Below are 24730 nucleotides of genomic sequence, written 5' to 3'. Positions count from 1 at the left end.
GGGCGACAAAAAGGAGTCGGACAGCGACCGGAGGCGAGGAGCCGCGCTACTCCGCGAGCCCGAGGAGGTCAAACGGGTAGCCGTTGTCGGCCTCGTCGGCCTGCTCGTAGACGACGCGGGCGGCCGCGACGTCCTGAATCGCGAGGCCGGTGGAGTCGAAGACGGTGACGCCGTCGACGCCGTCGACGCCGGCGTCCGCGTCAGTCCCGGCAGCTCCCGCACGACCCGCCCGATTGCCGACGACGATCTCGCCGAGCTCGCCGTAGATGTCGTCGTCGGTCAGGGTCCCCGCGGCGTAGGGGACGTTGATCTCGCCGGAGTGCGTACACTGCTCGTGGTCGTCGATGACGACCGTCGCGTTCAACAGGAGCTCGTCGGCGAGTTCGTGTTTCCCCGCAGCGTCCGCGCCCATCGCGTTGACGTGGGTGTGCTCGCCCACATCGTCGAGACCGACGATCGGGTCCTCGACGGGGGTCACCGTCGAGAGCACGTCGCAGTGGCCGGCCTCCGAGGGAGAGCCCGCCCGCACGTCGAACCGGTCGTCGAAGGCGTCGATGAAGTCGGCGACGCGCTCCTCGTCGAGGTCGCTAATCACCACGTCCTCGATGTCGCGGACCGTCGCAATCGCTTCGAGCTGGGTGTACGACTGGACGCCGGCGCCGACGATCCCCAGCGAACTCGCGTCCGGGACCGCCAGCTCGTCGGTGGCGACCGCGGCCGCCGCGCCCGTGCGTTTCATCGTGAGCGTCGTCCCGTCGAGGATCGCCAGCGGGAAGGCCGTCTCGGGGTCGGAGTAGATCATCGTCCCCATCACGGTCGGGAGGTCGTGATCGGCGGGGTTGTTCGGGTGCGAGTTCACCCATTTGATACCGGCCGCGTCCCACCCTTCGCCGCCCGCCGTCTCCTCGGCGGTGTCCCCCTCGCGCACGTCGAGGTAGGCGGGCATCGAGCGGAAGTCGCCGTCGTACTCCGGGAGGTCGATATACGACTTCGCGGGCATCGTCGCGTCCCCGCGCTCGTATGCGGCGAACGCGCCCCGAACTGCGTCGATGACGCGGTCCATGCGGGCGTTCTCGTCGACGTCGTCGGCGTTCAAAAGCAGCGTCTGCATGTCGCAATCTTTGCCGGACGGGTATCCTTAGCCTTTCGAACACGCGGCGAGAGGCGTCGTCGCGAGTCGCCACACACGCGATCAGACTGCAATCTAAGTGAGAATTAATCAGAATTTCGACCGCATTACAATCCGATCTCGCCCGCTCGTGTGCGTATGTCCAGTCGTGAGGTTGCCGTCGCCTGGATCTGTGTGGCAATCCTTTTGGCGACGCTCACGCTCGCCGGAGGCGTCGTCGGAAGCATCCCAGCCGCCGAAAACGACGCTGAGATCGGCGTGCCGAACGTCGAGCTCGAAGACACAGACGTGTACGAGGGCGACGAGCCCGACGAGCCCGGTGATTTCGACAACTCCGACGAGCAAGGAGGCGATTCTGAAGCTCCCGACGAGGGCGACGACGGTGAGGAAGAAGAGCAAGACGAGGATAGCTCTGACGAAGAAGAGCAAGAAGAGCAAGAAGAGCAAGAAGAGCAAGAAGAGCAAGAAGAGCAAGAAGAGCAAGAAGAGCAAGAAGAGCAAGAAGAGCAAGAAGAGCAAGAAGAGCAAGAAGAGCAAGAGAACGAGGACGACAGCTCTGACGAAGAACAGCAAGAGGACGACTCTAACGAAGAACAGCAAGAGGAGGAAGAGCAAGAGAACGAGGACGACAGCTCTGACGAAGAAGAGCAAAAGCAAGACGAAGCAGAAGAGCAAGAGGACGACTCTAACGAAGAAGAACAAGAGGAGGAAGAGCAAGAGGACGACAGCTCTGACGAGGAAAGAAAAGAGGAGCAAGAGGACGACGGCCCGAGCGAAGAACAGCAAGAGGACGACTCCAACGAAGAAGAGCAAGAAAACGACTCCAACGAAGAAGAGCAAGAAAACGACTCCAACGAAGAAGAGCAAGAAAACGACTCCAACGAAGAAGAGCAAGAAAACGAGGACGACGGCCCGAGCGAAGAACAGCAAGAGGACGACTCCAACGAAGAAGAGCAAGAAAACGAGGACGACGGCCCGAGCGAAGAACAGCAAGAAAACGAGGACGACGGCCCGAGCGAAGAACAGCAAGAAAACGAGGACGACGGCCCGAGCGAAGAAGAACAAGAGGACGACAGCCCGAGCGAAGAAGAACAAGAGGACGACAGCCCGAGCGAAGAAGAACAAGAAGACGTAGAAGGAAGCAATTCTGAAAGTCTCGGCGAAAGCGGGCAAGACGATCCCAGTGAGAATAGTTCTGGCGAGAACGACCCCGACGAAAGCGGGCAAGACGACTCTGACCGTTCCGAGAGTCTCGACGAGGGCGACGAGCCCGCCGGTTCTGAATCACCAAGCTCGTCCGGCTCATCCGGGTCGTCCGGCCCCTCCCAGTCTTCCACGACGAGCGCCGACACGCCGAACGTGGTCCGGTCAGAGTCGGCCGACGCCGTTACGGTCGAGGTCGACGGCGTGGTCGACGGACGCTACACGGTCGGTCTCACGCTCGCCGGACCCTCCGAAACGCGACCCGAAGTGTCACTGTCCGCGCTCACGATCGACACGGTCGGAGACCGCGAGGCGTTCGGGGTGACCGTCGAGCAGCCGACGGCCGACCCCCGGGAGCGCGGCGCCGTCCCGTACGGGACCGCGCTGGGGTACGTGAATATCGACTCGACGCTCAACGCGACCGACACGAGCGCGGCGACGCTCCGATTCGACGTCGACCGCGATACACTCCCCGACGGCCTGGAACCGAAAGACGTGGCGGTGATGCGGTACGTCGACGGCGAGTGGACGACGGAGGGTGTCACGCACGCCGCCGAAAGAGACTCTCACACCGCAACGATGCCGAACGCCGCGCCCGTTGTCGTCGGCGCGCTGGAACCCGGGAGGGTCGACATCGTCGAGAGCGAGGTACCGGCAGATCGGGTTCGTGCCGGCTACGAGACGACGCTACGCGCGACGGTCGCAAACCCCGGTGACCGGCCGGCAAATCGGACGCTCACCGTCACCATGGCCGGCGAGCAACTCGCCGAGCGCAACGTGTCGCTCGGTCCCGGCGAGAACGCGACCGTCTGGATCGCGTTCGAGCCGATCGACAGCGGAACGGTGTCACTCAACGGGGCCGAGACCGGATCGGTCAGCCGCTTTGGCGACGCCGAGGAGACGGCCGCTACTGAACGGAAGACGGAGTCGAACGTACCCGGCTTCGGCCTGACCGCCGCGGCACTCGCGTTCCTCGTAGCCGCACTGGCCGTGCGCGTCGGTCGGCGGTGAGCGGCCACGCGAAGTCGGAGCCACCGGCGACCGGCGTGAGCCAACGGCGCCGTCGGGAGGAGAAGCGTCGTGACCTAATCCCACAGTCGCGACGGTCGACCTCGCGTCCCGTCGGGAACACGATTATACCGGCTCACCACCCACGGTGACGCATGAGTCTCTCGCTCGACGCCGACCAGCTCGACCGGTACTCCAGACACGTGATCATGGACGAGGTCGGCCCGGAGGGCCAAAAGCGGCTGCTCGACGCGAACGCGCTCGTGGTCGGCGCCGGCGGGCTCGGCGCGCCGGTCATCCAGTACCTCGCGGCCGCAGGGGTCGGCACAATCGGGGTTGTCGACGACGACGTCGTCGAGCGCTCGAACCTCCAGCGACAGGTGATTCACGGCGACGCCGACGTGGGCGAGCCGAAAGTCGAGTCGGCGGCCCGGTACGTCGATCGACTCAACCCCGACATCGACGTGGCGACCCACGAGACGCGGCTCGACGAGGAGAACGTCCGCGATCTGCTCGCCGGCTACGACCTCGTCGTCGACTGCGCGGACAACTTCCGGACCCGGTACGTCGTCAACGACGCGGCCCGGATCGAGGGGCTCCCCGTCGTTCACGGCGCCATCTACAAGTTCGAGGGGCAGGCGACGACGCTCGTTCCCGACGGCCCCTGCTACCGGTGTCTGTTCCCGGAGGCGCCCGAGCCGGGGACGGTTCCCGACTGCGCGACGACGGGCGTGCTCGGCGTCCTGCCCGGCACGGTCGGCTGCATTCAGGCGACCGAGGCGATCAAGCTCCTGCTCGACGCGGGCGAGACGCTCGAGGGGCGCGTCCTCTTTTACGATGCGATGGACATGAGCTTCGAGTCCGTGCCGTACCAGCGCAACCCCGACTGCCCGGTGTGTGGCGACGACGGCATCGAAACGATCGAGGGAATCGATTACTCGGGCGGGTGTCGCGTCGACGCGGACTGATAGCGTCACAAGCCCTGCGGACTCACAGCGACCGGTTCGGCGTCGGCGCTCCCGCGGTTCCGGCGGATTCGTCCTCGACGAAGCCGGAGCGAACACACCACCGCGGTGGTCGCGGGAGCGCGGCGTCACCCGGAGAGCGATCGCGTTCCCCGGTCACTTTAGGGGCGCCCGGCGAAGACGAACGCGTATGAAAGAGACGGTCCACACCGACGCGGCCCCCGCGGCGGTCGGCGCGTACAGCCAAGCGACGACGAACGGCGACCTCGTCTTCACCGCCGGACAGATCCCGCTGACGCCCGACGGCGATCTCCTCGACGACGCACCGATCGCCGAACAGACCGAGCGGGCCCTCGACAACCTCGTGGCCGTACTCGACGAGGCGGGTGCTGAGCCGGTAGACGTGCTCAAAACGACCGTGTTCCTCGCCGATATCGACGACTTCGACGAGATGAACGAGACGTACGCGGGCTACTTCGAGGCGTCGCCACCGGCTCGGTCGGCCGTGCAGGCCGGCGCGCTCCCGAAAGGCGTCGGCGTGGAGATCGAGGCCGTCGCCGTCGTCGAGTAGATGGCCGACGACTCCGTCGAGGGGGCCGCTGACCCGGCCGGCGTCCCCGCGACCCGACGGACGAGAGCGTGGTCAGCCGCTCTGTGGGGACTCGTCGGCGGATTCGCGTTCCTGGTGGCCGCGCAGGGATACCTGCTTCTCGACGGCGATCTCCCCCTCGGGTACACCGGACTGTTCGCGCTCGCGGGTGCGATCGCCGTCGCGTCCGGCGGGATCGCGTACGCGATCGAACATCGACTCCACACGAAAAGAAGGACTTAACAGTCCCACCGATTTATCTCAGACCGAGCCAGGATGGCCGAGTGGTAAGGCGCACGCCTGGAAAGCGTGTTCCCTTCTGGGATCGGGGGTTCAAATCCCTCTCCTGGCGTCTTTCGCTGTCGCAACAACGAGCGAGGAGCGGAGCGAGCGGAACGACTGGGGTTCAAATCCCTCTCCTGGCGTTTTGCTGTCGTAACAACGAACGAGGAGCGGAGCGACGAGTGAGTCCGGCGTCGTCTGGCGGTTTTCCGGGGTCTCGTACTCGGTCTTCGCGCAGCGACGCCGTTCGGCCGAGCCATAGATAGTCACGCACGCTGACACAAGACTCATTAGTGTGGGTAGTGTTGGCACGGATGACGATGCCAGACACAAAATCAGGTCGCGAGCGGAAAGGGAGAAACAAGCGGCGGCAGTTAGAGAGTCACCTCAACCGACGCGAGCTCGACGCCGCCGACGAACCGCCGGAACCGACGCTCGATGAGGTCGACTCGGAGTACCTCACCGAGACCGACGAACTCGATCGGTGACCGCCCGCGGCCGACCCCCGCTTTTCCGTTCTCTGCAGACAGCCGTACTGAGAGTCAAACGTTGATCCGTAGTCACAGCGTTCGATAGCGACGGCTCGATGTCGACGGCCCGACAGCGACGCCTGAAACGCGGGAGCCGGATTCCATGTGTACCACTCTCAATATATAAACGCACCAGATGAGGATGTTCGATCGCGATACAGTCGCGTGGTAACTATACACATAAATATCGCCTGAGGGCCGTATGGTCCGGCGGTTTTTCCATCGACATCTCGGGTGTCGACGACCGCGACCGAACGCCGCTCAACGACACATTTATATAGAATCACAATCAATCAAACAGTGTATGAGTCAGCGAATGCAGCAGGGTCAGCCGATGATCATCATGGGCGACGACGCCCAGCGCGTCAAGGATAAAGACGCACAGGAGTACAACATCTCCGCGGCACGCGGCGTCGCCGAGTCGGTACGCTCGACGCTCGGGCCGAAAGGGATGGACAAGATGCTCGTCGACTCGACAGGCGGCGTCACCATCACGAATGATGGCGTCACCATCCTGCAGACGATGGACATCGACAACCCGACCGCCGAGATGATCGTCGAAGTCGCCGAGACCCAGGAGGACGAGGCCGGCGACGGCACGACGAGCGCGGTCGCCATCGCGGGTGAGCTCCTCAAGAACGCCGAGGACCTCCTCGAGCAGGACATCCACCCGACAGCCGTCATCAAGGGATTCAACCTCGCGAGCGAGTACGCCCGCGAGCAGGTCGACGAGGTCGCCACGCGTGTCGACCCCGACGACACCGAGACCCTGAAAAACGTCGCCGAGACGTCGATGACCGGCAAGGGCGCAGAGCTCGACAAGGACACGCTCGCCGACCTCGTCGTCCGCGCGATCCAGGGCGTCACCGTCGAGGCCGACGACGGCTCGCACGTCGTCGACCTAGCGAACCTCAACATCGAGACGCGCACCGGTCGCGCGGCCGGCGAGTCCCGACTGCTCTCGGGCGCCGTCATCGACAAGGACCCGGTCCATGAGGACATGCCGACCGACTTCGAGGACGCGAACGTCCTCCTCCTCAACGACCCGATCGAAGTCGAGGAGGCCGACGTGGACACCGCAGTCAACGTCGAGTCCCCCGACCAGCTCCAGCGCTTCCTCGATCAGGAAGAAAAGCAGCTCCGCGACAAAGTCGACGCGATCGTCGAGTCGGGCGCGGACGTGGTCTTCTGTCAGAAGGGGATCGACGACCTCGCGCAGCACTACCTCGCGAAGGAGGGAATCTTAGCGGTCCGCCGGACGAAGAAGTCCGACCTGAGCTTCCTCAAGAACGTGCTCGGCGCGCCCATCGTCAGCGACCTCGACTCGCTCACGGCCGACGACCTCGCGGTCGGCACGGTCAGCCGCGACGTCGAGGAGGAGCTGTTCCACGTCGAGGGCGAGGACGCCCACGGCGTCACCCTCCTGCTGTACGGCACCACCGAACACGTCGTCGACGAGCTCGAACGCGGCATCCAGGACGCCATCGACGTGGTCTCGACGACCGTCTCCGACGGGCGCACGCTCCCCGGCGGCGGCGCCATCGAGGTCGAACTCGCCCGCCGGCTGCGCGACTACGCCGACTCGGTCGAGGGACGCGAGCAGCTCGCCGTCGAGGCGTTCGCTGACTCGCTCGAACTGATCCCGCGCGTGCTCGCCGAGAACGCCGGGCTCGACGCCATCGACCTGCTCGTCGACCTGCGCGCGGCCCACGAGGCCGGCGACACTGAAGCCGGACTCGACGTCTTCGCCGGCGAGGTCGTGAACACGACCGAGGCCGGCGTCGTCGAGACGGCCCACGCGAAGGAGCAGGCGATCGCCTCCGCCGCCGAGGCCGCGAACCTCGTGTTAAAAATCGACGACATCATCTCCGCGGGCGATCTCTCGACCGCCGGCGACGGCGACGAGGGCGGCGCCCCCGCCGGCGGTATGGGCAGCATGGGCGGCATGGGCGGTGCGATGTAACCACTCGCTAGGTCACACACACTCCCGAGACGTCTCGTTCAGACCTCGCATAGACGTCTCGTTCAGACCTCGCATCGTCGTTCGAATACGCACGCTCGCGTTCCCCCTCCCCCGCTTTCGTTTTTCGGCTCTGTCAATCGTCCACACCCACGAGCGATCGACCCCGATTCCGGCCGCCATTTGGCTCGTTGAGGTTCCGGTGTCGACGGTCGGTGTCGGTGTCGCTTTCGGAGTTCGCCGGGAGTAGCCGCGCACTGTTCACCGCGGATTTCGCCCGAGCGGTGTTCCCCGCCTCGGGCCGTCTGTTTGTCATCGCCTTGAGTCGACGCGACCGGGCGAAGCGGGCCGCCGAGACGTGAGTAGCGTTGCTGTGAACACGGTCAATTAGTACCGATGTACAAACCTATAGACGAAGAGACACCAAAGAACGGTACTAGAGACGCAGTATGTACGATCAAACACGAACCGGACGGCCACCGACGAGAGCACAGCATGGACTCGTGACGAGCCCCCACTACCTTGCGAGCAGTACGGGGATCGACATCCTCCGGGACGGCGGTTCAGCGGTCGACGCGGCTATCGCGGCCAACGCGACACTCTGTGTAGTCTATCCACACATGGCCGGACTGGGCGGCGACGGCTTCTGGCTGATCGCCGACGGTGACGACGCTGTCGAGGGTATCAACGCCAGCGGTCCCGCTGGGCAACAGGCGACCCGCGACTACTACGAGGAACTCGGGTACGACGAGATCCCCGACCGCGGGAGCGCCTCGGCACTGACCGTGCCGGGAGCCGTCGACGGCTGGCGGCTCGCCCACGAGAAACACGGCAAACTGCCGTGGGATCGGCTGTTCGAGGACGCCGTCACCCACGCCCGCGAGGGGTTTGCGATGACCGACGACTTCACCCGCTGGATCGCTCTCGACACCGACGTGCTGGGCGAGCAGTCGACTGCGGCGAACACGTTCCTCACCCAGGGTACGGCTCCGGAACCGGGTGAGGTCCTTCGACAGCCGGATCTCGCCGACTCCCTCGAAACCATCGCGGAGTCGGGGCCACGCGAGGGATTCTACGAGGGATCGGTTGCCGAGGGGTTCTGTGAGGGGCTCGGCGAGGAGTCGCCGCTGTCGACGGCGGATTTCGACGCGTACACCGCTGAGCGGGTCGACCCGCTCAGCGTCGACTACCGGGATGTCACTGCCTACTCGTTTCCACCGAACACACAGGGGATCGCCGCACTCCAGATCCTCGGCCTGCTCGACGGCTTCGACGTCGACTCGTGGGGCGACGGCACCGCCGATTACTACCACCATATGGCCGAGGCCGTCAAGGTCGCCTTCGCCGACCGCGATGCGTGGGTGACCGATCCCGATACGGTCGACCTTCCCGCAGAGGCGTTGTTGTCGGCGTCGTACCTCGACGAGCGACGGGGACTGATCGAGTCCGACAGCGCGCTTCCGGCGGCTGTCGAACCGGGGATGGCACCCGACGGGGTGACGCCACAGCCGCAGGACCCGGGCGGCGACACCTGTTATCTCTCGGTCGTCGACGACGATGGACTCGCGGTCTCGATGATCCAGTCGATTTACTACGATTTCGGCAGCGGCATGATCGCAGGAGACACCGGTATCGTCCCGCAGAACCGCGGTTCGTTCTTCTCACTTGACGCTGACCATATCAACAGTCTCGAACCGGGCAAGCGAACCTTTCACACCCTCATTCCGTCGCTGCTGACACGCGACGGAGAACCGTGGCTCGTCTACGGGACGATGGGTGGAGAGGGTCAGCCCCAGACGCAGGCCGCGCTCGTCTCTCGCATCGTCGACTTCGGCTACGATGTCCAGGAGGCCATCGAAGCCCCACGCTGGCTGTTCGGTCGGACGTGGGGCACCGAATCCCGATCGCTCTCGCTCGAAGGCGGGATTCCAGACGGCGTTATCACTGAACTCCAACGACGGGGGCAGCCGGTCACGATGGCTCGCCGCTTCGATGACACGATGGGCCACGCCGCGGCGATCCGGATCCATGAGGACGGCACGCTCGAAGGCGGCGCGGACCCGCGGGGTGATGGGGCCGCAATCGGTTACTAAACGGGCTGCTCTCTGAGAGCGTATCGGGCAGGACGGTTTGAGCACTGCACTCCGGTCTACTCGACAATATCGGAATACCCACTACGCGGCTGGTGAATCGCCTCGGGCTCAAGCCCCAGGTATTCGTCTTGATTCTGTATAACCGAAGAGAAGTCGGTCGGAACCGCGGCGGGCCTACTTGCCCTGGCGGTCGTTGCCGGTGACGCTCGGGCGGGTCTTCTCCGTGCCCTTTCCGCGCGTACGCTGGCCGCGGCCCTTCGTGCCGGCGGAGGTGAGCCCGCGGAAGGCGCGCCCCTTGTGGTCGTCGGAGGCGATCCAGCCGAGATCGTCGTCGTTCTCGATCGCGGGGTGGGCGGGGTCCACGAGAATCACTTCGTGCCACTTCTGGGAGCCGTCCTCACCGACCCAGTAGGAGTTGAGCACGCGGAGGTTCCGGTACTTACGGGAGGCCCGCTCCTCCGAGATGCGCTGGATCGACTTGCGGCGCGAGAGCCGGTTGACGCCCTGCCGCTTCGAGCGACGACCCGCTTTGTGTCGCTGCTTGCGCGAGCCGCCCTTGCGGACGCTCACGCGGGCGACGATGACGCCCTGCTTCGCCTTGTAGCCCAGCTCGCGGGCCTTGTCCAGGCGAGTGGGGCGCTCGATGCGCTCGATGGCGCCCTCGTTGCGCCACTCCTGTTTGCGCTGCCACTGCAGCTCCGCCAGTTTCCCCTCCTTGGGGGACCGCCATGCCTCCTTGATGTGCGAGTAGAAACTTCGTGCCATATGTTGTCCGCGGACGGTTGCGATTCAGCCGCGAAGCGGCCACATGTCGTCTCGTCCCGGAGCGCGGCGTCGACGACTACCGTGGCGTCGAGGCCGGCTCCGGCGGCGAGTGCCCGCTGTGTCCGCACCAGCGAGTTGCCCGTACTTCCCGCGGTTCGCCCTTAACCGCTTCGCTACGGCGTTCGCGTGGGTGAGGGTGGCACGCGGGGGGGCAGTGGCGGTGGATCGCCCAAACGGGGGTATGATCGCGATCGAATTCCCGTCTACATGATGACTGCGTCGTGTCCCACCGCGGGTCGTTCCCCGACGACCGGCCGGAGCGCAGCGAGGATAACCCTTCTATCGGCAAAAACGCCCGTTCGCGGGCCGCGGTTCGACCACCGATCGCTCCACGTGTTCGCGGGCGTACTCCAAGGCCAGGGCGAGACCGGTCAGTCCGTGTCAATCCGTGTCGAACTGGGTGTCCGGTAGATCTGCGCGTGTGCGACAAAGAGGACGATCGGTCGGTGCGACCACGGCGGACGACGCGATCGACGCGGCTCGCTCGACCGATTCCGAGCCGGACGTTCGAAATGGCTAGTCCGACGCGTGATTCCGGCGCGCTCCCACGGATGGGGCTGACCGCGGGACGCGCCGCGATAGGTCACTCACGGGCGGCGGGCGGGTCGCGAGCGCATCCCACAGGGAGAGGGACACACTGTCGGTGACGAGTACCGCTTGCGCATCGCCGATGGTGCTGTTCTCCATCGGCAACTATTGGTAGCGACGCGATGTCGTTAAGCCTCGGCCCCCGGCAGTGTGGGCCTTTTTAACTACTTCCGGACGCGGTGGCGATAGCGACGATGGTGTCGGCGGCGACAACGACGACGACGGAAGCGCGGGGACGAAACCGACTCGCGCATCGGCTGGGCTCAGCCGTCGACGAACAGCCCGTCGACGATCGTCTCGATCAAGGCCGTCTCGACGCGCTCGTAGGCGGCGTCGTCGTTCGCGCCGATGGGGGCGTTCCGCGAGCGCGCGACGAACACGAGAGCGTAGAACAGCTCGTTGATCAGCTCCGGGTCGTCGTACCGGAAGCCGTCGAGCGCGGCCCACCGCTTGGCGAACGGGAGCTCCGAGTCCCGCGCCGCCGGCCCGATCGACCCCGCCGCGCCGTCAGCGTCGGCGAGCCGGTCCTGGAGCGCCCGCAGTTCCCCGTCGACGATCAGCGTGGAGATGAGCGGGTTCGCCCGCACCTCCCGGAAGGTCGTCTGTAAGAGCGCGCGGACCTCCTCGCGCGGGGTGTCGACCTCGGCCACGGCCTCGGCGATGCGCGCCTCCAGCGCCTCGCGCTCGGCGCGTAACACCTCCACGTACAACGCCTCTTTCGAGTCGAAGAAGCGGTAGAAGGTGCTCGTGCCGATCCCGACCGCTTCGGTCACGTCTTTCACGCGCGTGCGCTCGAAGCCGAACCGCTCGAAGAGCTCCCGGCCGGCCGCGACGAGCTCCGCCCGGATCTGTTCGCGCTCCGCCTCGGAAAATCCGCTCATCGCTCTCTCACGCCGATCGAGTCGGTGACGTCGCGCTCGTGCTGTCGGTCCATCAACCGTGGCTACGAACCCAAAAACAAAGACGTTATGCATTCGCGAGTTCATTTATCGGTGTGATTCGCGCGGCGACGTCGCCCGGCCGAACGCGAGCGAATCGGACGCGTTCGGGCGGGAACGGCGCCCGCAAGCCGAGTGGCCGTGGGGCCACCGGCGCGCGGGCGCGAGGTGTCGCGGCGACGGTCGATTCAGCATGAAACGGAACACAGTTCTCGTCGTGGTCGTGGTACTGGCGTTGGTGACGAGCGGAACGGCCGGATTCGTCGCGGGGGCGGCGCCGACGGCGAACGCGGCCGCCGTGTCGGCGCCGAGTGACGACGGGGGCGGAACGCCGCTCCAACTCGTCCGGGGCACCCCCGATCTCAGCGTGACGGCCCCGAGCGCGACGCTCACGCCCGGGCGAACGAACGAGCTCGCCCTCCAGATTTCGAACGACGGCGACATGGACCTCGGCACCGCACAGACCCGCGAGATCGTCACCACTGCGCGAAACGTTCGCGTGACCGCCACCGCCGACGACACCCCGCTGACGGTCGAGACCGACACCCTCGCGATCGGCTCGGTGATCGAGAGCCGACCCGGCGAGGCGCCAATCGCGGTGAGTGTGCCCGAAGGCGTCGACCAAGGGACCTACGAGATCGACGTCGAGCTGGAGTACTCGTACACCTACCAGCAGTCGGGCGGCGTCACCATCGACCGGCAAGAGACCGTCACCCGATCGGTCGAAGTCGATATCTCCGAGGACGCTCGCTTCCGGGTCGTGAACGCGACCACCGACGCGAACGTCGGCGGCGAGGGGACGCTCGAGGCGGAGATCGAGAACGTCGGCGCCGACGTCGCCCGCGACGCGACCGTCGCGTTGGAGTCGTCGAGCGGCGGACTCGGGTTCGGCGAGCGCGCCAGCGACGCGGCGCGGATCGACGAGCTCGCCCCCGGCGAGACCGCCACCGTGCGCTACGAGGTCGGCTTCGCGCCCGGCGCACCCGTCCGCGAGTACGCCCTGAGCGGCACCGTCGCGTTCGAGACGAGCGACGGGTACCAGCGCGTGGACGAGAGCATCTCGGTCGGGGTGACCCCCGGCGCGGAACAGCGGTTCGCGGTCACCGACGTCGAGTCGGACCTCTACGTCGGCGAGGAAGGCGCGGTCACCGGAACGCTGACGAACGAGGGGCCGAACGAGGCTCGCAACGTCGTGGTGCAGCTTGCCGGGCAGTCCCAGAACGTGATTCCGATCGAGCGCAGCGTCGCGGTCGGGACGCTCGCACCGGGCGAGTCCGCCGAGTTCCGGCTCCCGATCGAGATCGGCGGCGAGGCGAAGGCGGTCGACCGCACGGCCGACATCGCGGTCCGGTACCGGAACGCGGACCTCGAACCGCGGGCGTACCAGGACCTCGAGCTGCTCTACGAGGTGCAGCCGGAGCGCGACCAGTTCCTGCTGGAGGTCGACGACCGCGAGATCGAGACCGGCGAGGGACGCTCGCTCGAGGTGACGGTGACGAACAACCTCGACGAGCCCGTCACCGACGTCGAGGCGCGGCTGTTCGCGGACGACCCGCTCGACAGCAGCGACGACGAGGGGTTCGTCGACGAGCTCGCCCCGGGCGAGTCGACGACACTGACCTTTGACCTAGAGGCGTCGGGCTCGGCCACGGCGAAGACGTACCCGGTCTCGTTCGACTTCCGGTACGACGACTCGAACGGCAACAGCCAGCTCTCGGACACGACGCGGATCCCGATCACCGTCGTTTCGAGCGAGGGCGGGTTCCCGATCGGACTTGCGCTCGGCGTCCTGCTCGTCCTCCTCGTGCTCGGAGTCGGCGCCTACGCGTATCAGAGGACGTAGATGAGTCGAGCCGGCCAGTGGGTCGAATCGGAGGTCAGTCGGCTCAACGAGCTGATCGTGACGCGACCGCGCGTCGTCATCGCGCTGTTCCTCGTCGCGACCGCCGTCTTCGCCGGCGGAATGACCGCCGTCGAGACGCAGACCGACGCGACGGCGGGGTTCGCCGAGGACCTCCCCGAACAGGAGGCGCTCGACGCGATCGAGACCGAGTTCGAGGACCCGTTCGCGGCGGACACGGCGAGCACGCAGCTGATCCACGACGGGACGAACGTCCTCGACCGCCAGGAGCTGCTCACTATGCTCCGGCTGCTGGAGCGCATCGACGAGCGCGAGGACCTGCGGGTGGCGTCGGCGAACGGTCCCGCGACGATCGTCGCACAGACGCTCGACCCGACCGCCGACACGCCGACCGCCCAGCGGCGGGCGGTGCAGTCCGCGACCGACGCGGAGATCCGTCGGACCGTCCGGCGGCTAGCGGAGAACCAGCGGTTCGCCGCGGTCGTCTCAGACGACTTCAACCCGAACGACGCGTCGGCGTCGACGACCGTGACCGTGATCACCCACGACGTTCCGCGGGGGTTCGACGACCTCCAGGGGATCCAGACCGACATCAAGACGCTCGCCGGGGACGAGCCGGCTGACATCCGCGTGTTCGGCAGCGGGATCATCAACGCGGAGACGGGGAACATCATCGCCGACTCGCTGCTCATCGTGATGCCCATCGTGGTGTTGCTCCTGTTAGGGTTCCTCGCGGTCGCGTACCGCGACCCGATCGATCTGGCGCTCGGGTTGTTCGCCCTCCTGATGACGATCGTCTGGACGTTCGGGTTCCTCGGGTTCACGGGCATCCCGTTCGACCAGCAACAGATCGCCGTTCCGGTGTTGCTGTTGGCGGTCGGCGTCGACTTCGGGATCCACTTCATCAACCGCTACCGGGAGGAGACGGTGAAGGGGTACGACGCGATCCACGCGATGCGGATCGCCGCGAATCAGCTGGCGATCGCCTTCGTCATCGTCACCGTGACGGCGGTGTTCGGGTTCGGCGCCAACGTGGCGTCCGACCTCGACCCGATCCGGAACCTCGGGCTCGTCTCGGCGGTCGGGATCATCTTCACCTTCCTGATCTTCGGGCTGTTCCTCCCGGCGGCGAAGCTTGAGCTGGACCGGCTCCGCGAGCGCTACGGCGTCCCCGAGTTCGGCTCGACCCCGATCGCCTCGGAGGGGTCAGCGCTCGGACGGCTGCTCTCCGTCTCGGTGACCGTCGGCAAGCGCGCGCCGGCGCTGTTCGTCGTCGTCCTGCTCGTCGCCTCCGCGGGGTTGGGCGCGTACGGCGCCGGCGTCGACACGACGTTCGAGCAGGAGGACTTCCTCCCGCCCGAAGAGGAGCCGGGGTACGTCGAGTACATCCCCGAGCCGTTCGCGCCCGGCGAGTACACAGTGACGTCGACGCTGAGCCTGCTCGAGGACAACTTCGAAGCGAGCCAAGACGCCTCGCTGACGATATTCGTGGAGGGGCCCTTCGAGGCGGACCACGCGTTGGAGGCGCTCGCCGCCCCCAACGACGACCCGCCGGGAACGCTCGCGGTCGGCGACGGCGGTCGGGCCGAAGCGACCAGCATCGTGACCGTGATTCAGTCGCACGCGCGGTCCGACCCGGAGTTCGCGGCGCTCGTCGCCCGCAACGACCGGGACGGGAACGGGATCCCTGACCGCAACCTCGACCGGATCTACGACGCGCTGCTGGACTCGCCGGCGGAGCCGCGGGCCTCGCAGTACCTCACCGACGACCGCCGCGGTGCCCAGATCGAGTACACCGTCGAGAGCGGCGCGACGCAGGGGGAGATCGCCGCGGACGGGGCCGAACAAGCGAGCCGGTTCCGCTACGCGGCGACCGCGACCGGCCAGATCGTGATCTTCGACGCGATCACGGCGATCATCTTCGAGTCGGCGATTCAGGGGCTCTTCCTCGCGGTGGTGTTGACCGCCGTCTTCCTCGTCGTGACCTACGGAGTCTTAGAGGGAATGCCGCTTCTCGGGATCGTAAACGTGTTCCCGATCATCGTCGCCGTCGCCTCCCTGGTGGGCACGATGCGGCTGTTCGGACTCCCGCTCAACGCCCTGACGGCGACGATCCTCTCTATCGCGATCGGGATCGGGATCGCGTACTCGGTCCACATCACGGCCCGCTTCATCGACGAGTACAAGGAGGGAAACGACGTCGCCACCGCGCTCCGAACGACCCTGACCGGGACCGGCGGCGCGCTCACCGGCAGCATGCTTACGACCGCGCTCGGGACGGGCGCGCTCGGTCTGGCGATCACGCCCGTCCTCGGGAACTTCGGGCTGCTAATCGCGTTGAGCGTGCTCTACTCGTTCGGGCTCTCGGTGATCGCGCTGCCGCCGGCGCTGTTCCTGTGGGACCGGTACCAGACCGGCGCGCCCCTCGTCGGCCGGGCCCGGGACACGTGAACTACCCCTGCCTACTCGTCGCCGTTGGCGACTCCTTGAGGCAGGGGCTTCCTGGTTCTACGACGCGCTTTGCAGACACAACTACAGTGTCCATAGGGAACGCAGTCTCCACAGGCGTTACTTCGGAGTGACCCACTCCTAGTTCTGCAAGTCCGCGAGAAAGAACGTTCCATGCTGCGTTTGCGTCTCTGTCCACCTCGAAACCACAGGCCGGACACGAGTGTTCACGCACCCACAGCGGTTTGTCGGTTTCGACGCCACACTGAGCGCACTCTTTGGTGGTGCCGTCAGGGCCAACCTCCACGAAGTGCGCACCTTCGCGTTTGCACTTGTATTCGAGCATCTCAGCGAAGTTTCCCCACGCCGCTGACGCCGTGTTGCGGCTGTTTCGCGGCGATTCGAGCATCCTTTTCACATCGAGGTCTTCGACGGCGACCAGCTCGTACTCCTGGGCGTAGTAGGTCGAGAGCTTGTGTAGGAAATCACGCCGCTTGCGCTTGATTTGCTGGTGGCATTCGGCAACACGTTGACGTTGCTTCTCCCAGTTGTTCGATCCATGCTCTTTGCGCGAGAGGGTTCGTTGCTCCTGTTCGAGTCTGTCGCGTTCTTCCGAGAGGTCGAGTGATTCGACTGCTGTGCCGTCTGTATCGTGGACGTACTTCAGGATGCCCACATCGATCCCGACCATCTCGTCGGCGTCAATATCCTCCAGCGACGGTTTGGGCGGTTCATCTTTGTCGTCAACGGCGAGAGAGGCGTACCACTCTCCAGTTGGTTCTTTTTTGAGCGTGACTTCTTTGACGGTCTCCTCGTCCGGGATATCTCGGTGGCACTCAATCGGAATATCCGCGAGTTTCGAGAGTGAAAGGACAGTCTGACCGTTCTTATTGTCGAACTTGAAGCCAGACTGGACGTAGGTGAAACTGCGGAAGTCTTTCGGGGATTTCCAGTTGAGACTGCCAACGTCGTATCCCCGCTGTTTCAACTCCGACAGTGCTTTGATGCTGTCCTCGATTCGCATGACAGCGGCTTGTGCGACCGTTGAGTACAGGTTATTCAGCTCGTCCCACCAGTCTTTGAGGTCGGTGAGTTGGTCGCGGACTTGTCGGACTCGTTGATTGAGTGTGCCTGCTGATTTGGGGATTTGTTCAAACTCGTTGAGGGCGTGGTTGTAGAGTTGCCTACAGGTATCTCGGTGGTGATCCAACAGCTCACGCTGTTGTGCAGTTGGATCGAGTCGGAACCTGTAGGCGTAGTGCATTGGTTACCCAGTCGGGTCTGATGTGCGGACGATTTTCACGTCTGCGCCACGCCAGTCTTTGGGAACGAGGACGTGCGCGCCGTTTCCGGTGGGTTTCACCTCACCCTCGATGACTTCGTGACCTTCGATTTCGTGTCTATCCATCAATAGTGTTTATACATTATTTCAACATAAATGTATCGGTTCGTGGGCCTGTGGGCCTGCAACAGAACAGTGAATGCAAGATGATGACGGCGCTGTATCCCCTCCCTACTGCGCTCCCTGTCCGCTGGTGCGGACTGCGGGGCTCCTTGAGGGAGGGGGCTTAGCGCCCTGCATTCAGCTAATCGCCGACCGCGGCGTTCGTGCGCTCACGACGCCCACCTGCAAGGGCGTCAAGACCGTGGAACGCGTAGTTTCTCACGTGGCGCGGCCGGACGCAGGACGAGAGCGAACCTCTCGTTTGCAGTCGGCGCGAAGCGCCGACGACGCCACCGCCTCAGGTAGGGGGTCGCGTCCGGCCGCGCCGCGTTCCCCCGAACCGACGCTCCGCGTTCCGGGGCGTCGGCACGCCGCGATCGACCCGCGAGGCACACGTCGCGTTCGCGCGGCCCGCAAGGGGTCGATTGACGGCGACGAGACGGTCCGAATCGACGGCGGCAAAGCGGTCACACCGTGCCGACGCATATATAAGTGATATTCTCGAGAGCATCTCCAAATAAGAACGCTCTTATAAATTCGGGGGAGACGGGTCGGTATGCCAAAGATAAGCGTCGAGATCCCGGGCGAGCTCCTCGAGGACCTCGACGACCACGTCGGCGACGACGGGAAGTTCGTGAACCGCAGCGACGCCGTCCGCGCGTCCGTCCGCAAGACGCTCGACCTCCTCGACGAGATCGACGCGCGCCACGGCCGACTCGACGGCGACTCCGACCCCGCCCGTCGCGACGAGGCGAGCGATGAGTAGCCGCTCCGCGGCCGCCGACGGCCCCTTCGCGGTCGACCCGCTGGACCGGTCCGCGGTGGTGGCCGTCGGGCTGATCACGCTGTTCGTCGTCGCGCTCGCCACCGCGCAGCTCACCGCTGCGAAGGTGATCGCCTTACCGCTCCCGGTCGCGCTCCCGGTGGTCGGCCCCGAGATCGTCCTGCCGGGCGCCGCGCTCGCCTACGCGCTCACGTTCCTCGCGTCCGACTGCTACGCCGAACTCTACGGCCGCCGCGCCACGCAGGTGGTCGTCAACGTCGCCTTCCTCGCGAACTTCCTCGTGCTCGCGCTCGTCTGGTCCACCCTCGCCGCGCCCGGGATCGACCCCGAGACCGCCGCTGCCTTCGACACGGCCCTCGGCCCCGCGGCCAACATTGTCGCCGGGAGCCTGCTCGCGTACGTCGTAAGCCAGAACTGGGACGTGTTCGTCTTCCACGCGATCCGCGACCGCACCGGCCGCGACAAGCTGTGGCTGCGCAACCTCGCGTCGACCGCCAGCAGTCAGGCCATCGACACCGCGATCTTCGTCGGCGTCGCCTTCTCCGTCGCACCGACTCTACTCGGCGTCGGGACCCCGCTTCCGGGGAGCGTCCTCCTCGCGCTCGGGCTCGGTCAGTACCTCCTCAAGCTCGCGATCGCCGTCCTCGACACCCCGATCGTCTACCTCGTCGTCGGCGCGGTCCGCAACGAGTGAAGGAGCCGGCCCGTTCCGGCTCCGCAACCCGTCGCAACGAAGCAATTCGTCCCCGCCGGTCCGCGACGGGCGCAAGAGACTTACCCGACGCGCCCGTGTGAACTGTACGCATGGATCTCCGCGTGCAGGGGGATGTCCCCCCCGACCCGTTTCTCGGTGCCGCCGACCTATTCGAGACCGAGTGTTCCCTCGCCGACCCCGTCCACGTAAAGGTGCGCGAGGACCCCGACGAGCGGACGTGGGCCGGCCACTACGACGGCTACCACGTCCTCAACGTCTCGAAGCGCGCCGCCACCAGCGCGATGGCCCGCGAGCTGGCCGTTCACGAGCTCTCGCACATGGCCCGCTACGAGGAGGGCCACGCCTCCCACGTCCAGTCCACCGAAGAGGCGCTGTACCTCGGACTCTCCGGCGAGCAGGTGGAACGGCGGAAGCTCGCGCACTGCTACCAGATCGCGAACCACATGAAGGACATCTACGCCGACGACATCACACTCTCCGTCGCGCCCGCGACCAAGCTCCTCGGGTTCCTCGAATCGACGCTCGCGGCCGCCGTCGCCGACCGTCCCGGGGTCTCGCGGGACGGCTCCCCACCGGTCACGGGCGGTGCCGACCCGGAGATCACCGCCGTCAACGCCGCGTTCGCACTCGCTCTGATCGAGCGCCACGACATCGCCGGCCCGGACCACCGCATCTACGACCTCGCGCGCGCGGCCGGCAGCGACACCGACGCCGTCGACATCGACGCGTTCAAGCAGCGGTTCCTCGCGCTCGGGCCCGACCCCTCCGAGAGCGACTACCGGAAGGCGCTCGTCGCGGCCGCTCGCGCGTACGCGATCTGAAAAAGCGAAACAGTGAGCGGATAGTCGATTCGGCGACGACGCCTGTAGAGAAGCGAGACGGCGGTCAGCGACGACTGCTCGACGGATTCTTCGGAAAAGCTCCCCGCACGCCCGCAGATCGCCACCGCTGTTACTCGGCGTCGTTCGGGGTGACACCTGTTTCGGAGCCCGACTCCGGCGCGTCGGCGACGTGGCCCGAGCCGTCCGACTCTTCTGTGCCGTCAAGCACGGTGACCCGCGCGGACATGATCCGGGTGTTGTCCACGCGCTCGATCCGGATCCGGATCTCGTCGAACTCGATCTCCTCGCCCTCCTCGACGAGGCGGCCGGCGCGGTTGAACACGAAGCCGGCGAGCGTCTCAAACTCCTCGCCCTCGGGGAGATCGATCCCGAGCATCTCGTTGACCTCGTCGATGTTCACCTCGCCCCTGACGACGGCGACGTTCTCCTCGAGGAACTCCACCGGGGCCTCCTCGTCGCCTTCCAGGATCTCGCCGACGATCTCCTCGACCATGTCCTCTAAGGTGATGATCCCCTCCGTGGTTCCGAACTCGTCGATGACGGTAACCATCTGGAGGCGGTTGTCCTGCATCTCCGCGAGCAGTTCGTCGGCGTTCTTCGACTCGGGGACGTGCAGCGTCGGCTTCACGACGCGCTCCAGTGAGGGCTCTCCCTCGGAATAGCGCAGCTCGCGCACCAGATCGCGAACGTTCACCACGCCGATGATGTTGTCGAGGTTCCCCTCGTAGACGGGGACGCGCTCGTGGTCGGCCTGGATGCACGTCTCGATCGCCTCCTCGACCGAGGACTCCTTCGCGACCGCGGTGACGTCGAGACGGGGCGTCATCACCTCCTTGGCGATGGTGTTGTTGAAGCGGAAGATGCGGTCGAGCATCTCTCGTTCCTCCTCTTCGATGACGCCCTCGCGCTCGCCCGTCTCGATGATGTCCTGAATCTCGTCGCGGGTGACGTACGTCGACTCGATGGCGGCCGAGCCGCCGATGATGCTGTTGACGCCCTTGACGATGTAGTCGAACAGGACCACGAGCGGGTACAGCGCGTATTCCGAGGCCTTCAGCGGGCGCGCGATCCGGAGCGCCCACGATTCGGTGTTCTCGACGGCGTACGACTTCGGCGCGCTCTCGCCGAAGATCAACACGAGCGTCGTGATACCGAACGTAGTCGCCAGCACGGACTGCCCCCGCGAGAGGTAGATCGCGAACAGCGCGGTCGCGATGGAGGTCATCGCCACGTTGGCGATGTTGTTGCCGACGAGGATCGTCACCAACAGGCGATGAGGGTTCTGTTTCATGTCGTGGATCGTCTCTGCCCCCGGTACGCCCTCGTCGACAAGGCTGTCGACGCGGTGTTGCGGTAGCGAGAACATCGCGATCTCCGACGACGAGAAGAACGCCGACAGCCCAACCAAAAAGAGGATCGCAGCGACGCCGAGAGCGGTCACGACGCCGTCGCCGGGGATCGGTATCTGGAGGAGATCGGCCACCGGCACGCTAGACGACAAGCCCATATTCATTTGTGTTCCGTCGCCCCGCGATTAAAGCGTTCCCTTCGGATACCCGGAGCGGAGTTCGCAGCGACGCGTGCTCGGAGTCCCGCCGTCGACACGATTACCCGTCTCGCCGGCGAACAGCGAGGTATGAGCGAATCACCGATCACCCTGTATCGACTGCAGGCGTGCCCCTTCTGTGAGCGGGTCGTCCGCACCCTGAACGAACTGGATCTGGAGTACCGATCGCGGTACGTCGAGCCGATGCACTCCGAGCGCAACGTCGTCAAGCGCGTCTCCGGCGCGCGCAGCGTCCCCGCCATCGTCGACCCCGAGACGGGCGTGACGATGTCCGAGAGCGCGAACATCGTGGAGTACCTGCAGGGAACCTACGACGAGGGAGGGGCCTGAGATGGTCGACTTCGACGTCGTCTCTCTGCCCGAGACGGACCACGTTGCCGAGGGCGACACGGCGCCCGACTTCACCCGGCCGCTCGTCGACGACGAGTACTGGGAGGACCGCGCGCTGAGCGAGGTCGTCGACGGGCCGACGCTCCTGTTGTTCCACCCGATGGACGGCGCCTTCCAGGGGACGTACCTATACAACACCGTCGACGACCACGGCTGGGCCGACGACCTCGACGTGCTCGGGCTCTCCATCTCCACGCCGTACGCCCACAAGCGCCTGCTCGCCGAGCGCGCGGACGGCGTCCGGATCTTCTCTGACCCCGGCGCGGGCGTGATCGAGGAGTACGGCCTCGCACACGACATCGACGGCATGGCCGGGATCACCGAGTCCCGACCGGCCGTCTTCCTCCTCGACGCCGACCGCACCGTCGAGTTCGCGTGGGTCGCGAGCGAACACCCCGAGTTCCCCGACACCGAAGCGATCGACGACGCGGTCGACCGGCTCGTCGACTGACCGCGGAAGGTTTCCTCGGCCCCCCACTCGGTATCCTTTTTCACGACCGCCACGAACACGTTCCTGTGACGAACGACAGCGACACCCTCCGACGAGCGGCCGAGGCGGTCGCGGACGGCGACGTGGTGGTCTACCCGACGGAGACGGTGTACGGGCTCGGCGGCGACGCGCTCGATCCCGTCGCCGTCGAACGGGTGTTCGATTTAAAAGGCAGAGAGCGCTCGAACCCGCTCTCGCTCGGCGTGTCGAGCGTCGACGCCGCGCTCCGGCACACCCAGCCGACCGAGTTCGCAGTCTCGTTCGCCCGAGCGTTCCTCCCCGGGCCCGTGACCGTCGTCGTCGAGCGCAGCGACACGGTCCCGGACGCGCTCACCGCCGGACGGGACCGGGTCGGGATCCGCGTACCCGACCATACGGTCGCCCGCGACCTGCTCCGGGAAACCGGGCCGCTCACCGCGACCAGCGCGAACGTCTCCGGGCGCGGAAGCGTCACGCGCCCCGACGATCTCGACGACCGGATCCGCGAGGGGGTCGCCGTCGTGATCGACGACGGCGAGACGCCGGGCACCGAGAGCACGGTTGTCGACCCAGAGACGAGGACGATCCATCGCCGCGGCGCGATGGCCGGTGCGATCGAGGCGTGGCTGGACGACCCGCCGGTGTAGAAACGGAGTCGAAAACGCAGAAAGTACGGCGCTGCTAGACCGACAGCTCGCCCTTCGCTTTGATCACGTCGAGGTCCTCGGCGTCGACCGTGTCGACGTCGAGCCAGTGCGGAACGTACTCGCGTCTGTCGTAGGCATCGCGCTCGTCTTCGGTGCCGACGGTACACCAGAGCTGGGGCTCGTCCGGGCCGTGCCAGCCGCCCTGTACGTTGATTCCGAAACACACCAGCTCTTCGCCCTCGTACTCGATCACCGCGTCCCGCCGGATCTCGGGGTCGCCGCGAATGATGAGGTGTTGCATATTCTCTCGTTTGCGGGTTCCGTGCTTAATCGCTTCGGTACGGCGGATCGACCGCCTCGAAAACCGATGAGACCGCTTGGGAGAATCCACGTGGGACGACACCACACGCTCGACCGAACCAGCGGGTTACGCTGACCAAACCCACGTTTATCGGGGCTATAACCAACGGGCCGATGCTCATCCGATCGGTATGGACCCTGCGACTGTGCAGCGACGAAGTGACGAAATCCTCGATGGGATCGCCGCGGCCGTGGTCACCGAGCGGTCGACGCTGAAGACGGTTCTCATCGGGTTGCTCTCCGACGGCCACGTCCTGCTCGAAGACGTTCCGGGAACCGGAAAGACGCTCACGGCTCGGTCGTTCGCGGACGCGGTCGACATCTCCTTTTCGCGCATTCAGTTCACCCCCGACCTGCTGCCGTCTGACGTCATTGGCTCGAACATCTTCGACGAGAAAACCCGGAACTTCGAGTTCCAGCCCGGGCCGGTGTTCGCGAACATCGTGCTCGCAGACGAGATCAACCGGGCCCCGCCGAAGACCCAGGCGGCGCTCCTGGAGGCGATGGAGGAAGGGCAGGTCACCGTCGACGGCGAGACGCATCCGCTTCCCGACCCGTTCGTCGTCATCGCCACGCAGAATCCCGTCGAGATGGACGGGACCTTCGAGCTCCCGGCTGCCCAGAAGGACCGATTCATCGTCAAGACCAGCCTCGGCTACCCCGACCGAGCCGGCGAGCTCGAACTGATCGACCGCCGCGCAGGTCGCACGGCCTCTTCGCCATCGGTCCGGACGGTCTGCTCACTCGACACGCTCACGCAGCTCCGACGCGTTCCGGAGTCGGTCCGCGTAGAGAACGACGTTCGGCAGTATCTCGTCGACGTCGCCCGCGCGACGCGAACGGACGAGCGCGTGAACACGGGCGTGTCGCCGCGGGGTATCCAGCGGTTCTTCGAGGTCGTGCGAACTCACGCCGCGCTTATGGGTCGGACCTACGCGACGCCGGACGACGTGAAGGCGATGGCACCGCCCGTGTTGTCCCACCGGATAGTGGTGACTCCCGACGCGCGCGTTTCTGGCGTCTCAACGACGGAGATCGTCGACGACATCCTCTCGAAGATGCCGGTGCCGCAGCTGCGCGCCTGAGTGCCACG

23 protein-coding genes and 1 tRNA gene are annotated in these 24730 nt (G+C 65.8%); 17 read left to right on the top strand and 7 right to left on the bottom strand.

Annotation, left to right across the window (positions count from 1 at the left end; genetic code table 11):
• Nucleotides 1-46: 46 nt before the first annotated feature.
• Nucleotides 47-1111 carry an ornithine cyclodeaminase family protein gene (locus ACNS88_RS08230; protein ID WP_435095650.1) on the bottom strand — a complete coding sequence of 355 codons (1065 nt, stop codon included), beginning with the start codon at nucleotides 1109-1111 and terminating at the stop codon, nucleotides 47-49.
• A 156-nt stretch (nucleotides 1112-1267) separates the two neighbouring features.
• On the opposite strand from ACNS88_RS08230, the gene ACNS88_RS08225 reads away from it, so the two are divergent.
• The 8 genes from ACNS88_RS08225 to ggt all read left to right on the top strand — a co-directional run bounded on the left by ACNS88_RS08225 (nucleotide 1268) and on the right by ggt (nucleotide 9759).
• Nucleotides 1268-3343 (top strand): DUF7407 domain-containing protein, encoded by a 2076-nt coding sequence (locus tag ACNS88_RS08225; RefSeq protein ID WP_435095647.1) that lies wholly within the window; start codon nucleotides 1268-1270, stop codon nucleotides 3341-3343.
• 152 nt (nucleotides 3344-3495) lie between these two features.
• A complete protein-coding gene (ubaA, locus tag ACNS88_RS08220) occupies nucleotides 3496-4308 on the top strand; it encodes an SAMP-activating enzyme E1 (protein WP_435095644.1) in 813 nt (270 codons plus the stop codon).
• Nucleotides 4309-4495: 187 nt separating this feature from the next.
• Nucleotides 4496-4876, top strand: a complete 381-nt coding sequence (locus ACNS88_RS08215) for a Rid family detoxifying hydrolase (RefSeq protein ID WP_435095641.1) — start codon at nucleotides 4496-4498, stop codon at nucleotides 4874-4876.
• Nucleotides 4877-5137, top strand: coding sequence for a DUF7981 family protein (locus ACNS88_RS08210; RefSeq protein ID WP_435095638.1), 261 nt, complete (start codon nucleotides 4877-4879; stop codon nucleotides 5135-5137).
• A gap of 27 nt (nucleotides 5138-5164) precedes the next feature.
• Nucleotides 5165-5246: transfer RNA gene (locus ACNS88_RS08205), tRNA-Ser, on the top strand.
• Nucleotides 5247-5496: 250 nt separating this feature from the next.
• Entirely contained in the window at nucleotides 5497-5664 is a 168-nt protein-coding gene (locus ACNS88_RS08200; protein WP_435095635.1) for a hypothetical protein, read from the top strand.
• Nucleotides 5665-6022: 358 nt separating this feature from the next.
• Nucleotides 6023-7669, top strand: coding sequence for a thermosome subunit beta (gene thsB, locus ACNS88_RS08195; RefSeq protein WP_435095936.1), 1647 nt, complete (start codon nucleotides 6023-6025; stop codon nucleotides 7667-7669).
• Nucleotides 7670-8115: 446 nt separating this feature from the next.
• On the top strand, nucleotides 8116-9759 hold the full coding sequence (gene ggt, locus ACNS88_RS08190; RefSeq protein WP_435095632.1) for a gamma-glutamyltransferase: 1644 nt from the start codon (nucleotides 8116-8118) through the stop codon (nucleotides 9757-9759).
• Between the two features lie 174 nt (nucleotides 9760-9933).
• Here ggt and ACNS88_RS08185 read toward each other — a convergent pair whose 3' ends face one another.
• Both ACNS88_RS08185 and ACNS88_RS08180 read right to left on the bottom strand, forming a co-directional pair.
• Nucleotides 9934-10524: a 50S ribosomal protein L15e gene (locus tag ACNS88_RS08185; protein ID WP_435095629.1), complete on the bottom strand. Its 591-nt coding sequence runs from the start codon at nucleotides 10522-10524 to the stop codon at nucleotides 9934-9936.
• A gap of 911 nt (nucleotides 10525-11435) precedes the next feature.
• On the bottom strand, nucleotides 11436-12053 hold the full coding sequence (locus ACNS88_RS08180) for a TetR/AcrR family transcriptional regulator (RefSeq protein ID WP_435095626.1): 618 nt from the start codon (nucleotides 12051-12053) through the stop codon (nucleotides 11436-11438).
• A gap of 250 nt (nucleotides 12054-12303) precedes the next feature.
• On the opposite strand from ACNS88_RS08180, the gene ACNS88_RS08175 reads away from it, so the two are divergent.
• Together ACNS88_RS08175 and ACNS88_RS08170 are read left to right on the top strand one after the other, a co-directional pair.
• Nucleotides 12304-13953, top strand: coding sequence for a COG1361 S-layer family protein (locus ACNS88_RS08175; protein ID WP_435095623.1), 1650 nt, complete (start codon nucleotides 12304-12306; stop codon nucleotides 13951-13953).
• Nucleotides 13954-16422 (top strand): efflux RND transporter permease subunit, encoded by a 2469-nt coding sequence (locus ACNS88_RS08170; RefSeq protein WP_435095620.1) that lies wholly within the window; start codon nucleotides 13954-13956, stop codon nucleotides 16420-16422.
• A gap of 1 nt (nucleotide 16423) precedes the next feature.
• Here the strand turns inward: ACNS88_RS08170 and ACNS88_RS08165 are convergent, their stop codons facing one another.
• Together ACNS88_RS08165 and ACNS88_RS08160 are read right to left on the bottom strand one after the other, a co-directional pair.
• Nucleotides 16424-17683, bottom strand: coding sequence for an RNA-guided endonuclease InsQ/TnpB family protein (locus ACNS88_RS08165; protein WP_435095617.1), 1260 nt, complete (start codon nucleotides 17681-17683; stop codon nucleotides 16424-16426).
• 3 nt (nucleotides 17684-17686) lie between these two features.
• Nucleotides 17687-17827 (bottom strand): DUF2080 family transposase-associated protein, encoded by a 141-nt coding sequence (locus tag ACNS88_RS08160; protein ID WP_435095614.1) that lies wholly within the window; start codon nucleotides 17825-17827, stop codon nucleotides 17687-17689.
• A gap of 592 nt (nucleotides 17828-18419) precedes the next feature.
• On the opposite strand from ACNS88_RS08160, the gene ACNS88_RS08155 reads away from it, so the two are divergent.
• The 3 genes from ACNS88_RS08155 (at nucleotide 18420) to ACNS88_RS08145 (ending at nucleotide 20183) form a co-directional block, all read left to right on the top strand.
• The gene (locus ACNS88_RS08155; RefSeq protein WP_435095611.1) at nucleotides 18420-18629 is read left to right on the top strand and encodes a ribbon-helix-helix domain-containing protein; all 210 of its coding nucleotides are present in this window, start codon (nucleotides 18420-18422) and stop codon (nucleotides 18627-18629) included.
• Nucleotides 18622-19341, top strand: a complete 720-nt coding sequence (locus ACNS88_RS08150; RefSeq protein ID WP_435095608.1) for a queuosine precursor transporter — start codon at nucleotides 18622-18624, stop codon at nucleotides 19339-19341. The genes ACNS88_RS08155 and ACNS88_RS08150 overlap by 8 nt, the downstream gene beginning before the upstream one ends.
• A gap of 110 nt (nucleotides 19342-19451) precedes the next feature.
• Nucleotides 19452-20183: a DUF5781 family protein gene (locus ACNS88_RS08145; RefSeq protein WP_435095605.1), complete on the top strand. Its 732-nt coding sequence runs from the start codon at nucleotides 19452-19454 to the stop codon at nucleotides 20181-20183.
• A 130-nt stretch (nucleotides 20184-20313) separates the two neighbouring features.
• On the opposite strand, the gene ACNS88_RS08140 is transcribed toward ACNS88_RS08145, so the two are convergent.
• The gene (locus ACNS88_RS08140) at nucleotides 20314-21711 is read right to left on the bottom strand and encodes a hemolysin family protein (RefSeq protein ID WP_435095602.1); all 1398 of its coding nucleotides are present in this window, start codon (nucleotides 21709-21711) and stop codon (nucleotides 20314-20316) included.
• Nucleotides 21712-21840: 129 nt separating this feature from the next.
• Here ACNS88_RS08140 and ACNS88_RS08135 point away from each other — a divergent pair, with 129 nt between their 5' ends.
• The 3 genes from ACNS88_RS08135 to ACNS88_RS08125 all read left to right on the top strand — a co-directional run bounded on the left by ACNS88_RS08135 (nucleotide 21841) and on the right by ACNS88_RS08125 (nucleotide 23277).
• Complete coding sequence (locus ACNS88_RS08135; RefSeq protein ID WP_435095599.1) at nucleotides 21841-22101, top strand: glutathione S-transferase N-terminal domain-containing protein; 261 nt, start codon at nucleotides 21841-21843, stop codon at nucleotides 22099-22101.
• Between the two features lies 1 nt (nucleotide 22102).
• The gene (locus ACNS88_RS08130) at nucleotides 22103-22612 is read left to right on the top strand and encodes a redoxin domain-containing protein (protein WP_435095596.1); all 510 of its coding nucleotides are present in this window, start codon (nucleotides 22103-22105) and stop codon (nucleotides 22610-22612) included.
• Nucleotides 22613-22677: 65 nt separating this feature from the next.
• Nucleotides 22678-23277 carry an L-threonylcarbamoyladenylate synthase gene (locus ACNS88_RS08125; protein ID WP_435095593.1) on the top strand — a complete coding sequence of 200 codons (600 nt, stop codon included), beginning with the start codon at nucleotides 22678-22680 and terminating at the stop codon, nucleotides 23275-23277.
• Between the two features lie 34 nt (nucleotides 23278-23311).
• Here ACNS88_RS08125 and ACNS88_RS08120 read toward each other — a convergent pair whose 3' ends face one another.
• The gene (locus tag ACNS88_RS08120; protein WP_435095590.1) at nucleotides 23312-23578 is read right to left on the bottom strand and encodes an HAH_0734 family protein; all 267 of its coding nucleotides are present in this window, start codon (nucleotides 23576-23578) and stop codon (nucleotides 23312-23314) included.
• Nucleotides 23579-23768: 190 nt separating this feature from the next.
• Here ACNS88_RS08120 and ACNS88_RS08115 point away from each other — a divergent pair, with 190 nt between their 5' ends.
• Entirely contained in the window at nucleotides 23769-24722 is a 954-nt protein-coding gene (locus ACNS88_RS08115) for an AAA family ATPase (protein WP_435095587.1), read from the top strand.
• Nucleotides 24723-24730: the final 8 nt, after the last annotated feature.

It is taken from the genome of Halorubrum shenae (assembly GCF_051194165.1).
Taxonomy (GTDB): domain Archaea; phylum Halobacteriota; class Halobacteria; order Halobacteriales; family Haloferacaceae; genus Halorubrum.
The sequence above is the reverse complement of the archived record's forward strand: the minus strand, read 5'-3'. Positions and strand labels throughout refer to the sequence as shown.